This window comes from Lysinibacillus sp. RC79 (assembly GCF_041262405.1).
In the GTDB taxonomy this organism is placed as follows: domain Bacteria; phylum Bacillota; class Bacilli; order Bacillales_A; family Planococcaceae; genus Lysinibacillus.
Genome location: NZ_JBGCCD010000002.1, coordinates 1 through 15,246 on the forward strand (window position 1 = coordinate 1; position 15,246 = coordinate 15,246).

A 15,246-nucleotide genomic window follows, 5' to 3' on the forward strand; every position below is an offset into this window, starting at 1 on the left:
TTCGTCCTGAGCCAGGATCAAACTCTCCATAAAAAGAAATTTGATTAGCTCAAATTGTTTTGCTGGCATCATGTTTGATGTCCAAAATTTTGTTTCGTTCACCAACTCAAGGTTAGCTACTAAAAACTTTATTGATTACGTTTTGCTTGTTCAGTTTTCAAGGTTCATTTCGCCGCTGTTGTTTTCAGCAACTCTATTATCATAACTTGCATTCAACAAGAAGTCAAAAACTTTTTTAAAATCTTTTTTTCAAAATCTTTTTTTCAGTCGTCCTTCTTGTTAAGGACAAGTAATAATATATAATATAGCATTTTAAAAATCAAGCTTTTTTTGAAAAAAACTTAAAAATCTTTTTCTCATCAACTACAAATAAGAGAATTCCTACTATAACAATGAATCCACCAATAATTTGTGTGGCTATTAAATACTCTTTAAAAATTAAAAGAGCTAAAATGGCCGCGCCAATTGGTTCAAATAATATCGCAATGGAGACTACATTTGTACTAACGTATTTAATAGACCAATTAAATAGAGTATGACCAAATAAATTAGGAACTATCGCTAATAAAATAAACCATATCCAGTCCATAGCAGAATAAGGACCGAACGATTCCCCCTTAATAAGAACATAGATCAATAATGTAATTGTACTAACAGCATAAACAATCATCGTATATGTCACAAGAGATAATCTTTTCCGTACATCTTGTCCAAATAAAAAGTAAGCTGTAACGAGTGCGCACGCGACAAGAGCAAGCATGTCTCCATAAAATGCAGTACCGCTAAGTTTAAAATCTCCCCAACTAATTAAAATACTACCGACAATAGCAACAACTCCTGCAAAAATGGTTTTTAGAGTAATCTTCTCTTTAAAGAAAAAATATGTACCTATAAATGCAAACAATGGCTGTAATGTAACCAAAACTGTAGAACTTGCTACTGAAGTGTAATTGAGCGATTCAAACCACAAAATAAAATGGAAGGCTAAAAATATGCCTGCAACAGAAGAAAATAGCCAATCACGTATTCTTAATTCCTTTATCTCGTTAGTGTACTTCCAAAAAAACAGAGGCGCCATTATTAACACTGAAAAGAACATACGGTAAAACGCAATAACCCCTGCTTCTGCGTTTGCTAATTTTACAAATATGGCGGATAGGGATACAGAAATTACGCCAATAAAAATAGGAATGTATGGATGAATTTTTGGTTTCTCCATTAAATCCAACCTCCAATAATCAATTTTGCCACGGCATAATTACGTCTGAATTCGACTTTGCGCTCAGGCCTGCAGGTCTTTTTTGCGCGAAAGCGTAGCGGCAGCGGCAGATGTTTTTTGTGCGAAAGCGTAGCGGCAACAACAGGGTTTTGTCTGTGCGAAAGCGAAGCCTCAGCAACAACATGTTTTGTCTGTGCGAAAGCGAAGCCTCAGCAACAACATGATGCAGGTCAGTTAGCCGTTATCTCATGGATGCGATGATTTTAGGCTAACATCCTTTAAGGACTCCTTTCCAGTTCTGTGACATCTGCCGGAGGTTTTAACTTATACCCGCATTCATCTCACGAGCTATAGAGATGAGAGACTTCTGGACTTGTCGCTATGCTTTCGATACAAAAACATTTGTAGCTGACACTTCGCTTTCGCTACCAAAAACAATTGTAGCTGACACTTCGCTTTCGCTACCAAAAACATTTGTAGCTGACGCTTCGCTTTCGCTACAGAAAACATTTGCTTTCAAGAAGTTAAAAATACTTATACTTCATTACTATCGTGATGTACAATACAACAAAGTAATGTACATATAATAATGACACCTTGCATATCTCTTAGCAATACGAAATATCAGTGGAGGGTTGCGTATGGAAACCTTGGAAAATATGATTACATATGAAGTTGGCATAAAATTAGTAATTGCAGCCACATTAAGTTTAGTAATCGGCATCGAAAGGGAATTAAAAAAGAAGCCTGTAGGATTAAAAACGAGCTTAGTTATTGCTACATTTAGCTGTTTATTAACTATTATTTCGATTGAAACTGCCTACTCAACACCCCCTAGGTCAGGAATCAATATTACAATGGACCCCCTTCGCTTGGCTGCTCAAATTGTTAGTGGAATTGGATTTCTTGGAGCAGGTGTTATTTTAAGACGGGGAAATGATAGTATCTCAGGTTTAACAACTGCAGCAATGATTTGGGGAGCTGCAGGGATAGGAATTGCTGTTGGCGCAGGCTTCTATATAGATGCTACATTAGCTGTTATTATCATCGTCTTCGGAATTGAGGTTTTATCGCCTTTTCTAATGAAAATAGGGCCAAAAAGAATTCGTATGCGAGAAATATCATTGAAAGTTCAGATTAACAATGATGAAAATAGTGAATCCTTTTTGCAATTCCTAAAGGAAAATAATATTATTATCGAAAACATACGCATTCTAGATGTTCCGAATCATGATCATGTTTTTCACGAATTAGATTTACGCTTATCATTAATAATCTCTGATAACTTACTGTCATTTTATCGTTCATTACGAGCACTGCCCTATATAGAAAAAATCGAAATGGAAATTTTAAATTAGTTGGAGGATTCTTTTGTGTCAGAAATATTGAAACTATTAAAGAACGGTAATAAACCTTCCCTGTTGGCAGCGGGTGTCAATGCCTTTTTAGGAATTATTAAAGGGGCTGCCTTCTTCTTTACAGGTAATATTGCCATGTTTGCAGAAATGATGCACTCTCTAGGGGATGCAGCAAACCAATTATTCGTTTATATCGGCTCAGCGCTTTCGAAAAAAGCACCGACAAAACAATTTCCTGGAGGCTTTGGCCGAATTGTAAATTTAGTTTGCCTTTTTGCTGTTATTATTGTAGCTATCCTTTCTTATGAAACGGTAAAAGAAGGCTTGCATCATTTTATGCATCCTGCCGGAGAATCTAAAGGAATGCTCATTGCACTTGGCGTATTATTTATCGGTTTTGTTTTAGAGGGATCAGTTCTTGCAAAGGCTGCCGTAGAAATACTACATGAAGCCGGTCAGGAAAAAGCTGGAATAACATCAATTCCTAAAGCTTTTGGCTTTTTGCATCGTGCAAAACCAGCAACAAAATTAGTATTTATGGAAGACTTAGTTGCTACAGGAGGGAATGTCTTGGCCTTCGCTGCAATTTTAATCGCACACTTTACAGGCTGGACAAGAATCGAAGGACTTGTTTCAATGATTATTGGCTGTATGATGTTCTATGTAGTAGCAAAAGTTTTCCTTGATAATGCACGTGGAGTTATTGGTGAAACAGATGAAGAAATGCTGAATCATATTGCACATCTTGTTATGGATGACCCAAACATTAAAGATATCGTTCGCTTAGAGGTCATTAAAGAAGGTGAATTTTTACATGTGGAATTAGTTGCTGAAGCTGATCCCAACCTATCACTCGCTTTTCTGGATGATGTACGCGATCATTTAACAGAGGTCATTTTAAGTCAAAAGGGCGTATCCAAAGTGGCCATTTTATTTGATGAGGATGATGGAAAAATAAATTGGGTACATGTTGGCGAAAGACCTGAAAACTCAACATTCAAACAATAACATCATTATCCTAAATATTTTTTCTAAATAAGATAAATAGCCAATTGCCTTATTTCAGGCAGTTGGCTATTTTTTATACCAGCATGAGATGACTTGGTTCTTGTTTAATTGTATCTTCTATTAAGCAATCTAGAATCTCTTCATTATTTACAAAAACATGATCTGTTATCATAAAAGTTAATAACATTTTTAATGCGATCATCTTTTTTATACCTTGCTGTTGAATAACGATTTTTGAGAATTTTAATGTTGCCAATCGATTAGCTAATGCATATTCTTCTGCATTTGTAATCTCTCTTCCATCTGGATAGCAACCTAATATGAAATTACCAGCATAAGAATCTTTCAATACTTTAGGATGCATAGATTGGTAATGTACCTCTGTAATTGACTCATCATTATTCATCATTTGATGAGTCACCAAATAATGTTTTAAAGCACCTTTTAAATCAATCGCAATAGCTGTATCTGCTAGTATTGTTCGATAATAAACTAGCACTATTTCAGCATCCCCTAAATAAGGTTTCGCTTCTACTACGATTTCCCCAGAAGGACGTACAAAAACTTGTACATTTGCTTTATTTACACCATCTGTAAAGGCAATATTCGTTTGGCCACATTGTAAGCTTTTTAAAAATATACTTTGATCAACGATATATCCTGTGACAATTTGGTCATTCTCAACTTGCAGTGATTTCGTTTCAATCCCCAATACTTCTATACAATTTTGCATTTTATAAACATGCTGCTGAAATGACGTCTTTATGCAATCCGATGTGACATCGCGATCTTCAAGCATTTGTTTCAACATTTGCTCCCTCTCCATCCTAGTTTATTATTATCTTTATTTTAATAAACATAGCTGAACAAAATCTGAACAATTCTACAATTAACGAGAACATTCGACAAAGAGCTAGTTATTGGCACAACAAAAAAACATGAGACCACAACGCGTAGCCTCATGTTTTTTACATTAAAGTGAGTTTTGCAAAATAGTTCGCACATCTTCTTCCTGCAATTTGTTGAAATTTCCAAAGGGTCCATTTTGCATAGCATGCTCTACAATTTGATGGAATTTTGAATCGTCAATTTCATAATCTGCTAGGCGACTTGGAGCTCCCAGTGAAGACCAGAATGCCGATAAACGATCAATTCCTTCGTATGCAACCTCTTCTGGGGACTTCCCTGTTGCGTCAACACCGAAAACGCGTGTTGCAATGCCTGCAAAACGCTCTGGATTTACGGGTACACTTAGACGCATCCAATGTGGTTGTAATATTGCTAAACCACCTGCGTGCGGAATATCGTACACTGCAGATACAGCGTGCTCAATATTATGTGACGCCCAATCACCGCGAGAGCCAATTGATAAGAATCCATTTAACCCAATTGTTCCAGCTAATAAAATCGTTTCACGCAACGGAATATTCTCTAAATCTTCTATCAATTTAGGTGCTGTCGCAATGACAGTTCTTAATACTCCTTCACACATTTCATCTGTAATCGGTGTATTCGTCGTATTATGAAAATATTGTTCAATTACATGCGACATCATATCAACCATACCGTAAACTGTATGATTTTTTGGTACTGTCACTGTATACGCTGGATTTAAAATCGAAAATTTCGGGAATACAGCAGGGCTACCCCAGCTTAGTTTTTCCTCAGTAGCCGCATTTGTAATAACAGAGCCTGAGTTCATTTCGGAGCCTGTTGCAGCTAGCGTTAATACCGTTCCAAGCGGTAAAGCGTCCTGCACAAATACTTTACGCTTTACAATATCCCAAGCATCGCCATCATATTTTGCACCAGCGGCTATTAACTTAGAACAGTCAATTACGGAACCGCCACCAACAGCTAGTACTAGATCAATTCCTTCTTTTTTACAAAGATCAATACCAAGTCTTGCTGTTTCTACACGCGGGTTTGGCTCAATACCGCTTAGTTCAAATATTGTTTTATCCGCTTCTTGTAACTTCTCGATGACAGCATCGTATACACCATTGTTCTTAATGCTGCCTCCACCATAAACAACTAACACCTTTTTACCATGCAGAGCTAACTCATTTGATAGCTTTTCCAGTGCATTTTCACCAAAATGTAACTTCACTGGATTATAAAATGTAAATGAATCCATTCAATTCACCCCTTTCTACTTGGATTTTCTCATATTTCTGTTGATGAAAGCAAAGAATAAAGATCCCTAAACATGAATCATGTAAGCATTATAAATACTAAGAATTTTCTCTGGTACTGAAATACCAATTTCCGATAATTTTTCTTGTATCCTCTCATAGCACTTTATACAATCCTGTTTTTTGTTTTGCCCAATTAAAAATTCTAGTAGTAGAAACATATAGTTTTCGTTAAACTCATCTAGCTCTAGCATCTTTTGTAAACAGTTTAATTTTAGTAATGAATTAATAGAAATTGTAGTAGTAATATACATTTCGAGTACATGTAAGATCCCTTGCTTTAAGCGCAGCTGGGTTTGAATAGACCAAGAGTACTCCTCCTCCGCTAAAAAATCACCTTCATAGCAATTTAAAAGCTGCTGGATGGATATTTCATCATGCCTTTTCTGCTCTAGCAAATAAATAAATCTATCATAATCACTAGCAATTTCCACATTTAATTGATAATGATTATTGACCAATCGAATTGGATCTTGAATACCTTTTTCTTTAAGGTGCTTCCTTAATTGGTAAATAGACGTATGTAAGTTACTGGCCGCCTTCTCAAATTCTAAATCTGGCCAGAGCTCCTCTATTATGACAACGTTTAACATAGGCTTTTTTTGATGAAACCATAAATATAAAAATAGTTCTCGCACTTTCCTAGTACGCCACTTCATAACCTCATGCTGGGCATCCAATAAATAAAAGCTTCCAAATGTATGTGCATATAAGAGATGTTCTTTTTTTACTTTTGCTACATCTTCTTGTAATTGCAACTTCTGCTGCGCTTTGATCAACGCCTTTATGAGCCGCTTCTCATGAACAGGTTTTAACAAATAATCCGTTGCCTCTACATCAAATGCATCCACTGCAAATTGGGCATGTGCTGTAACAAATATTATTTGTGTAGATGATGATTTCCCTTTTAATTGTTTTGCTACCTGTAAGCCATGTACATCAATCATTTCTATATCTAGAAAAACAACATCAATAGATTCTTTTTCTAGAAAAATCAGGGCATCGGCTGCATTCGTAAATATTCCTTTAATAGAAATCTGAAATTGTGTAAGTCGATTTAACTTGAAACGTAAAACATCAATAGCCATTTTTTCATCATCTATGATAATAATATTCATGCTCCATCACCCTTCGGTAATAATATTAGAATAGTTGTCCCCTTTCCTTCCTCACTATTTAAACGAAGGCTCGCATTTTTCATTAATTTAAATTTTTTTAACGGATTTGTAAAACCAATACGCGAACTTTCTTCATTAATTAATTGTTGTAACTTTTTAGCGGGTATACCTACCCCATTATCTTGTATTTTAATCCGAACAAATTGTCCTTCTCTCTGGACACTTACTTCAATTGTACCTCCTTCTGGCTTTTTGGAAATACCATGAAAAACGGCATTTTCCACTAAAGGCTGTAGCGACAATGCTGGAATCATAAGTTGTATAGATTCATCAATATCATATTTGACAGTTAAACGATTACCAAAACGCATCTTTTCAATATAAAGATATGCTTTTACGAGTTCCAATTCTTCTTCAATCAACACCATACTGTTACGATAATGAACATTGAGCTTTGCACGGAAGTAAGTTGCTAGGCAGTATAGTGCTTCCCTTGTATTATCCATATCGGAATAGCTCAATCCAATAATTGTATTGAGTGTATTATAGACAAAATGAGGGGTCACTTGCGCATATAAATAATTCATCTCAACTTCGATTGCATCTATTGATGATTGTCGAACCGCTAATAATGATTCTATTCGTATAAGCAATTCATCCGTTGCTACAGGCTTTCGTAAATAATCATTCGCTCCTACTTGCAAGGTTAGCACTAAATCAGAATGTTTCATAATAGCAGTTAAAACAATGATTGGTAGTTCTAACATGTCATATTGCTTGCGCACTTGCTTACATAATTCATAGCCCGACATACCTTCCATCATTAAGTCGACTAGCATACAATCCACTTGATTCGTTTTGATGTAGTCGATAGCGTCAAAGCCATTATCAACACCAATCACTGTATAGCCCTTTAGTGCTAATACATCCGCTAAAACCTTTATATTGACATGATCATCATCTACTACAAGTATTTTTTTATCGTTTCCATTATGAATCAACGGTAGCTCAAGCTGTAATATTTTGGATGCGTTGGTACGTGAGGCGATTGCGAATGAGTTTTCAATACCCACTTGCTCTTCTGTTGCAAGAGGCATTGTGAATGTAAAGGTTGTTCCTTCTCCTAAAGTACTTTTCACATAAATATCACCATTTAATTTATCTACAATATTTTTTGCAATGCTTAATCCTATTCCAAGGCCCTCCTTCTGATGATTATTTTTCACTTGATAAAACGAATTAAAAATGCGTTCTAAATCCTGAGCAGGAATCCCTTTTCCGGTATCGCTTACCTCGATGACCATATATTTCTCTTGTTGATAGGCAGTTACAGTAATTTCTCCAATTTCGGTATGCTGGATAGCATTGTGTAACAGATTGTACAACACCTGCTTAAAGCGCAATTCATCTGTCAGCATGGGCGGCAATGTCAAATCTACTTCAACGAGTAATCGTACGTGACTATTAGTAGACATTACACTGCGAATTTCTGCTACTACTTCATTAATCACCGTTATTGCCACTGTACGAGGAGAGACACGTATTTCGCCAGACATATAATTGGATGAAAACAGTAAATCCTCTACTAAATAGCCTAAACGCTGCGTAACATTATGAATTAAAATCACTTGCTCCTGTTGGGTACGCTTCAATGGCCCCTCAGCACCTTCCATTAGTGATTTTGATAAATTCAAAATCCCATTTAACGGTGTGCGCAATTCATGGGAGGTTTTCAGTAAAAATTCATCCTTCATTTGATTGTGTACTAATAGCTCTTTTGATAATGTCTGTGCATCCGTAAAGGCCTGATTCATACGATAGTTTAGGAGTAAAGTGAAGCCAACTAATGTACAACCCAAAAATACCAATTTACTATACTCATTAGGTACTTCTGTTAAAAAATTAATGATTACTAATAACGCATAACAGCAACCTCCTGCAAAAATGATTAATATATATCGTGCACCTTCTAGTTTTTTCAAGATAACACGGATTAATATCAATTGAGTGTAGCCAGTTAACAAAATAATCAAAGCTACATATGTAACTTGTCGAATAATCATTGCTTGTGCAGTCATTTCACTTGTATCGATATAAAATGGATTATAAATACCATATAGAAAAAAAACGCAACCTAGTGAAATAACAATTGTATTGACAATTTTTTTATTCGCCACTTGTGGATACATAGTATAAAGAAAAAGTATTTGACAAATATCTATTAGAGGGATGACACCGAGCTGTAAACGTGACTGAGAAAAGGTTTCCTCTATAGGAAAAACTTGAAAGAAAATCTTGTGATTAGTAAAGGACGACTGAAAACCTATCAGTAACATATAAAGTCCGAAAAACAATTCTTCTTTCCTTTTACGACTTTGTCCATAGATAGTCAGATAAATGATGCCAAAAACGATATATCCAAAAATCACCAATACATCAATCAACCTCTTGTGATCGTAGAAATTCTGTATGTTCTCCCTTGTTCCAAATTCAACAGGATAAATAATTCCCGCTGTTGGATATTTATTGTAGCTAGCTACTTGTATTAATATATCAAGCTCTTGCTCCTTACTTTCCCCAATGACAATAAATGTATCATCGTTTTCTGATTGAAAGCTCGAGAAAGATGTACTTGGATTTCCTTTTCCCCCAACGTTGATACCATTAATGAAAACACGACTAGATGAGTGAATGTAGCGAAAAAACAAACCATACTGCCCTTCTGCAGGCACCTTTACTACGAGATGATATGTACCAACAAGAGGACCTTTTTCATTGAATTGAAAATAATCCTCCCATTTATCAGGAACTTTCATAGATATACGTCGCTCTTCGAAATCATCTAATGACTGTTGAGGCGATATCATAACATTTGGATAAAAAGACCAATCCCCATTGAGCTTAATGGTGTTATTATTTTCAAGTTGCTCATTTGAAACAACCGTCATTCCCTGTTTCACAATGCTGTCATTATTTTCTAAAAAATGATGCCTATTCCCTATCACAAAAACTATGGCAAATAGCATGAAGATACTAAACACTATTACAAAATCTTTTTTCATTATTATGTTCCTACCATTGTTTGATTTATTTATATACATTCGATTGCTTAGTCATTTATTTTAATTTTTTATGTAATGTTTTCTATTATAAAATATTTGAATAAATTCTGAACAATAATTGGGAAGCTATTTAATAGTTTACCCATTCACAAAGCCACGTTCAAACAATTCATTAACATATTCATAGTAGTCAGAGGTTGTTTTGACATCCGTAAATACTTCCTCATTTGCGGCTTTTGCCATGTTTGATGCCACAACAGTAATTGCACTTGTAGCCATAGTTGTAGCCATAGCTGCTTTAAATAGTTTGTCGTAAAGTGCTGTGCTATTTTTCATCTTTATGTTCTCCCCTTCACTAAATATCGGCTTCATGATTTTCCTATTTAGTCTATTAGGGATGCCTGAACAGAATCTGAACAGATCTTTTAAAAATATCAATTTATTACCAAAAAACTCTTTTCAACCAATAAATAACTGAAAAACAGGCTAAAAAATACTTAGCCTGTAATTGCCCATACTTATTCAATTAATCTGCTCTTGCCCCTCTTCATCGATGAAATATGCATGAGGTTTTGCAGCCTCTTCAATTTCGTTAAACGCCCAGTGAGATGCCTTTACATCTGGGAAGCTTGGTGTTGTCACGCCATGTAGTGGCCCGCGTTCAAACATACGGTTCATCATCACCACGGCTTGGGCACGTGTTAAGTGCTCATCTGGTGCGAAACTTCTGTCTTCGCGACCGTTAATAATGCCTGCATTACGATTCGCTTCAATAATCCATTGCGCCCAGTGGCCTTTTGTATCATTGAATGTAATTGCTACATTTTCTTCGATATGCAGCTGCTTATAGTTCGCTACCACCGTTGCCATTTGCGCACGTGTGATATTCTCACTAGCGCGGAAGTTGCCATTCACATCCCCATTCATAATACCGTGCTCTTTGACAAAGGCAATTGCGCCAGCTGCGAAATGATTACTTGGAATATCCTTGAATGGTGCCTTGCTAACTGCTTGGCCATCTGTATAGCCTAAGATACGCGCAATCATCGTTGCCACTTGGGCACGTGTCACGTTTTTCTCCGGACCAAATGTACCATTAGGGAAGCCTTTAATGTATGCTTCATGGTGGTGAATAGCTTGCTCTTCTTTCTTTTCTACCTGAATAATCGTAAATGTACTGAACTTATCCACTGTGAAACGTAGGCCAAGCTCACCCTTCGCCATTGTCACGACTTCAGGGAATACAACTTTTTTCTCGCCATCCGAATGTTCAATAAAGACTGCTAATTGGTCTAGGAATGCTTGTCGCTCAGCTGCCGCCGGTGGCACATTAACACCTTTCAATGGAAGTGTCACTTGTACTGGTCGACTTGGCATATTCGTTTCAATCGTCATTGGACGAGCTACGACACGTACATTATTGCTTTGCAGTGTTTCACGGACAACCTTCTCCACTCTTGCGCGTTCTTCAATCGCCTTACGCTCACTTTCCTTTTTCACAGGTACTAAACGGAAGTAGAAATTATCATTCACACCGTCCATTGAGCTGAGTGGAATTGCAATCAGTCCATTCTCTGTAGCAAATTCTAATGATAAACCATTGTCATGTAGTAATTGTAGAGATTGTTTCGGTATTTCTATCGTTACTTTATCTACTTCATCATTGACATCCGGAATGACGATACGAACAATGTTATTGCCAATTCGTTTCGCTTTTTCTACAGCTTCCTTCGAGTTCGCTTCTGTTAATACCACAAAATCTGTAATTTTACCGTTGGCATGTTTTGTGCGCTCAATTTCCACGGTTGTTTTTTCCAGTGGGTTTTCGCCATCAATTTCTAATGCCACTTGGATTTTCGTTGTAGTTGTACCAGGTTCAGTCGTTGTTGGTGGTGTTGGAGCTGTCGTCCATGTATCTCCGCCACCGCCTGAGCCTGATGACGAGTCAGCGGCACGATAAACCGTAATTGTATATTGTTTGACTCCTGTACCATCTTGAACCGTAATAACCACGGTATTTGCACCGACTTGGAGTGGAACAAGACCATTTGTCACAACTTGTCCATTCACGTTCATCGTCACTGTAGCACCTGAATTGCTTGGTAGTGCTGTAAATGTTAGTTGAGACGTTGCGTAATTCACATTCATTGTGTAATTTGTGACTTCTGATGAGAAGTTTGGACTTAATGCACCTGTTGATGGTGTTAGTGTGCCTAGACCTGATGTTGGTTGTGTAGGTTTCTTTACAAGTGCATTCTGTGCTACTGTTAATGCTTGTAGGGCATCGTCTATTTCTGTTTGCGTAGCGCTTCCTTTTGTCAATATAGCTATCGCGTCATTTAACGCTTTTTGGTAGTTTGACCAGCTTTCTGGTGTATAGCTACCTGCCGATAAGTTCGTTGATTCATTTACTTTGGCTTGCAATGCCGTTTTATCTACTGTAGGAGCAGTCGGGGCATCTATTAATGCACAACGCGCTGCAACTAATTTTTCCCAAGCTGCATTCACTTCTTCTTGGGTTGCTTCTGGATCATTGAATACATCTTGAGCATCTTTTTTTGCCGTTTCAAATGCAGACCAACTATCTTGCGTATAATTCAACTCGCTAAATCCAGTGGCAATTGTAAGCTCTTTTTGCAGATTCGTTTTATCAACTGTTTTATCCGGATCTACAAACTCCAATGCATCATGTTTTGCTTTTAAAGCATTGTAAGCTGCTTCTATGTCAGCTTGTGTTGCATTTGGATTATCCAATACAGCTTTTGCTGCACTCAATGCTGGCTCTAAGTTATTCCAACTTTCAGGAGTATAATCTTCTTTTGTTAAGCCTTCGACAATCTCCACTCGAGTCGCTAAAAGTGATTTATCTGGCGCATCGACTGTTAAAAGTTTTGATACTATGCCAGATGTATGATCATTAATTTCGGCTGTATACTCGACATTGTATATGCCGTTAGGTATATCTTTGTTCGGTGTGATGCTCCAGTTTCCATGTTCATCTGCTGTTGTTGTTAACGTTATGTTATCAGAAATTTTGATTTTTACTGTTGCACCTGGTGTTGCTGTTCCAGTAAATGTTGGTTTACCTGTACTCACCACTTCTGTTGGTGCTGTTACTCCCACTGTTGGATTTGGTACTGCTGTATCTACTGTCATATTTACCGTTTGTTTTGCTATCTTGTCGTCTTTTTTTGCCTCGACTTCGATTATGTAGTCGCCATCTACTAAGTCAATGCTTGGCGTGAATGCCCAATTACCACTTCCGTCAACCGTCGCATTCCCACTCGCATTTGGTACTTCATTGCCGTCTTTATCTTTAATCACAACTTTCACCGTTGCGTCTTTATCTACTGTTCCTTTAATGTCAGGTTTTTTAGTGCTCACTTTACCAGTTGGCTCCGTGATTTGTAGAGATGGTAAGGCAGTGTTTTTCATAGTTTCTTCAAAGCTATTTACCGGTACACCATTTGTACCTGTTAATTTCCCTTGTCCGTCATACTCTACTTTTACGGATTTACCAGTGGTATCTGTCCCTGGTAATGTAATCAGTAATTGCTTTGGATCAGCTGGATTTACTTTCACATCGGCATCAGTTAATGTAATTGTTTCAGTACCTACTGTCACTGTAAATCCACTTGCTTCAGGTGCAGTTAATTTGATGTCTTTATCAAATGTCACGATAATTTGATTTTGATTCGCTGTGATTTCTTCCACTTTCACACTTAGTGGTGCTGGTGCATCCGCTGTAAACGTGAAATATTGACCATTAGCTAATGTTGCTTTTGCAGCATAATGAGGTGCGCCATTTAAAGTAATCTCTGTTAATGTATATTCAGTTGCTAGTGCAAAATCTGTATCGCTGTTCCCTACTCGTAATGTTGCGTTTTCTGGAAGAGCACTCTTTGGAATGGCAATTTCTACTTCACCCACACTTCCTGTATTTTGTACTTTCCAAATACGTTCAGCATGATTTTTGTTAGTAGTGCCGATTTGCTTTGTGAACACTAGATCCTTGCCGTTATCGGCCCAAATCAAATATTGTCCATCTGTAAGCGTACCTTGATTAGTCAAATTTGTAGCTGTAAGTGCATCAACACCAATTGCAACCTGTGTACCTTCGTTAATGCTTCGGCTTTGCTTTTGCTCAAGTTCCTCTGCATCGTCACGACCGACACCAGCGATATTTTGTTGATACTTGGTGTTTGCATCCCACACAACCGTGTTATTCGTCGCAATGTAATTGTTAGTACCACCATTTAACGTAATCCCATATTTTACTGCTAAATACGTTTCAATTTTAGCAGCATCTGCACTTGTTTCCCCATCATACAAAATAACCTCTGCCACATCAGCATTGAGACCTGAGAAGTTACTACCAGAAGCTCCAGGTCCAGTAGCCCCAATAACAGGTGTAAATGTAATTGGTTTAATTGTAATTGTTGGTTGACCTACAGTAGTCAGCTGTCCATTTATTCTTGCTAATGCCTTTGTGCCATCATCATTCATTTCATAGTTTGCCATTTGGAATATTTTTCTGTTAGCAGGTCCAAAAGAGCGCCATGTAGAGTTTGCACCTGTCCCTACTGCGAAATAGTTTCCACCGCTTCCACCCCCACCTAAAATCTGAGTACCGTACTGGATTATTTCCGTAGAACCAACAAGTGCCCCTGCAGTCCCAGCTTCAGGCCATTTATAAACCGCATATCCAGACTGGAAAGTAATCTGTTTATCTCCTACTAATTTAGCAGATTGATTATAGTGAGCTGCTCCACTTGGGTTATCAAATTTTACACTTGGGTTAAAGTTCACACCATTTACGTTATACTTCGGTGTTCTCGCTTCTTGTCCTGTTGGAATATCAAGTGTAAAATTCACTGGTGCTACAGATCGATCGACCCAATGTGTTAAATTCCCAGCACGTTCTTTTACACCTTCATTTGATTTCAACCATAGTACTGGTTGTGTACTTACACCACCTGGACTCACAGGATCCGCTGCTTGCGCTTTTTTAGGCAATCCTGTCAGCGAAACACTACTTGTCATAAGTGTAAGTGAAAGCATAACAGTAAGTGAACGCTTCCACCATTTTTTCTGTTTCGTTATGATACGCATCCTTTTTCCTCCCACCTATTTAAATTCTGTTGTTTTCCATTAAATACTTTCTCCCTTTCAAATTTTTAACATCGTCATACTTCAATTTACTATAGTCTTCCTGAACAAAATCTGAACAGTTAGTTCTATCCATCTATACATTAGTTCCATCCACCTACACACAAATTTTATCCA

10 protein-coding genes are annotated in these 15,246 nt (G+C 37.2%); 3 read left to right on the forward strand and 7 right to left on the reverse strand.

The window, feature by feature from the left end:
* Positions 1 to 319: 319 nt before the first annotated feature.
* Entirely contained in the window at positions 320 to 1,219 is a 900-nt protein-coding gene (locus ABH968_RS02260) for a DMT family transporter (RefSeq protein ID WP_370042180.1), read from the reverse strand.
* 356 nt (positions 1,220 to 1,575) lie between these two features.
* On the opposite strand from ABH968_RS02260, the gene ABH968_RS02265 reads away from it, so the two are divergent.
* From ABH968_RS02265 to ABH968_RS02275, 3 genes are read left to right on the forward strand one after another with little or no spacing between them, the layout of a single operon-like run.
* Positions 1,576 to 1,806 carry a hypothetical protein gene (locus ABH968_RS02265; RefSeq protein WP_370042181.1) on the forward strand — a complete coding sequence of 77 codons (231 nt, stop codon included), beginning with the start codon at positions 1,576 to 1,578 and terminating at the stop codon, positions 1,804 to 1,806.
* A gap of 54 nt (positions 1,807 to 1,860) precedes the next feature.
* A complete protein-coding gene (locus ABH968_RS02270) occupies positions 1,861 to 2,577 on the forward strand; it encodes an MgtC/SapB family protein (protein WP_370042183.1) in 717 nt (238 codons plus the stop codon).
* A gap of 15 nt (positions 2,578 to 2,592) precedes the next feature.
* The gene (locus tag ABH968_RS02275; protein WP_370042185.1) at positions 2,593 to 3,585 is read left to right on the forward strand and encodes a cation diffusion facilitator family transporter; all 993 of its coding nucleotides are present in this window, start codon (positions 2,593 to 2,595) and stop codon (positions 3,583 to 3,585) included.
* Between the two features lie 73 nt (positions 3,586 to 3,658).
* Here ABH968_RS02275 and ABH968_RS02280 read toward each other — a convergent pair whose 3' ends face one another.
* The 6 genes from ABH968_RS02280 to ABH968_RS02305 all read right to left on the reverse strand — a co-directional run bounded on the left by ABH968_RS02280 (position 3,659) and on the right by ABH968_RS02305 (position 15,072).
* The gene (locus ABH968_RS02280) at positions 3,659 to 4,396 is read right to left on the reverse strand and encodes a hypothetical protein (RefSeq protein ID WP_370042187.1); all 738 of its coding nucleotides are present in this window, start codon (positions 4,394 to 4,396) and stop codon (positions 3,659 to 3,661) included.
* Positions 4,397 to 4,558: 162 nt separating this feature from the next.
* Entirely contained in the window at positions 4,559 to 5,722 is a 1,164-nt protein-coding gene (locus ABH968_RS02285) for an iron-containing alcohol dehydrogenase (protein WP_370042189.1), read from the reverse strand.
* A 66-nt stretch (positions 5,723 to 5,788) separates the two neighbouring features.
* On the reverse strand, positions 5,789 to 6,898 hold the full coding sequence (locus ABH968_RS02290; protein ID WP_370042191.1) for a response regulator: 1,110 nt from the start codon (positions 6,896 to 6,898) through the stop codon (positions 5,789 to 5,791).
* Positions 6,895 to 9,960, reverse strand: coding sequence for a sensor histidine kinase (locus ABH968_RS02295; RefSeq protein WP_370042193.1), 3,066 nt, complete (start codon positions 9,958 to 9,960; stop codon positions 6,895 to 6,897). The genes ABH968_RS02290 and ABH968_RS02295 overlap by 4 nt, the downstream gene beginning before the upstream one ends.
* A gap of 138 nt (positions 9,961 to 10,098) precedes the next feature.
* Positions 10,099 to 10,296: an S-layer homology domain-containing protein gene (locus ABH968_RS02300; protein ID WP_370042195.1), complete on the reverse strand. Its 198-nt coding sequence runs from the start codon at positions 10,294 to 10,296 to the stop codon at positions 10,099 to 10,101.
* Between the two features lie 186 nt (positions 10,297 to 10,482).
* A complete protein-coding gene (locus ABH968_RS02305) occupies positions 10,483 to 15,072 on the reverse strand; it encodes a DUF8202 domain-containing protein (protein ID WP_370042197.1) in 4,590 nt (1,529 codons plus the stop codon).
* Between the last annotated feature and the right edge of the window lie 174 nt (positions 15,073 to 15,246).

Coding starts and splice junctions, on each gene's coding strand:
- ABH968_RS02260 (WP_370042180.1), bottom strand. CDS start 1,219: ATGGAGAAACCAAAAATTCATCCATACATTCCTATTTTTATTGGCGTA.
- ABH968_RS02265 (WP_370042181.1), top strand. CDS start 1,576: ATGAGAGACTTCTGGACTTGTCGCTATGCTTTCGATACAAAAACATTT.
- ABH968_RS02270 (WP_370042183.1), top strand. CDS start 1,861: ATGGAAACCTTGGAAAATATGATTACATATGAAGTTGGCATAAAATTA.
- ABH968_RS02280 (WP_370042187.1), bottom strand. CDS start 4,396: ATGTTGAAACAAATGCTTGAAGATCGCGATGTCACATCGGATTGCATA.
- ABH968_RS02285 (WP_370042189.1), bottom strand. CDS start 5,722: ATGGATTCATTTACATTTTATAATCCAGTGAAGTTACATTTTGGTGAA.
- ABH968_RS02290 (WP_370042191.1), bottom strand. CDS start 6,898: ATGAATATTATTATCATAGATGATGAAAAAATGGCTATTGATGTTTTA.
- ABH968_RS02295 (WP_370042193.1), bottom strand. CDS start 9,960: ATGAAAAAAGATTTTGTAATAGTGTTTAGTATCTTCATGCTATTTGCC.
- ABH968_RS02300 (WP_370042195.1), bottom strand. CDS start 10,296: ATGAAAAATAGCACAGCACTTTACGACAAACTATTTAAAGCAGCTATG.
- ABH968_RS02305 (WP_370042197.1), bottom strand. CDS start 15,072: ATGCGTATCATAACGAAACAGAAAAAATGGTGGAAGCGTTCACTTACT.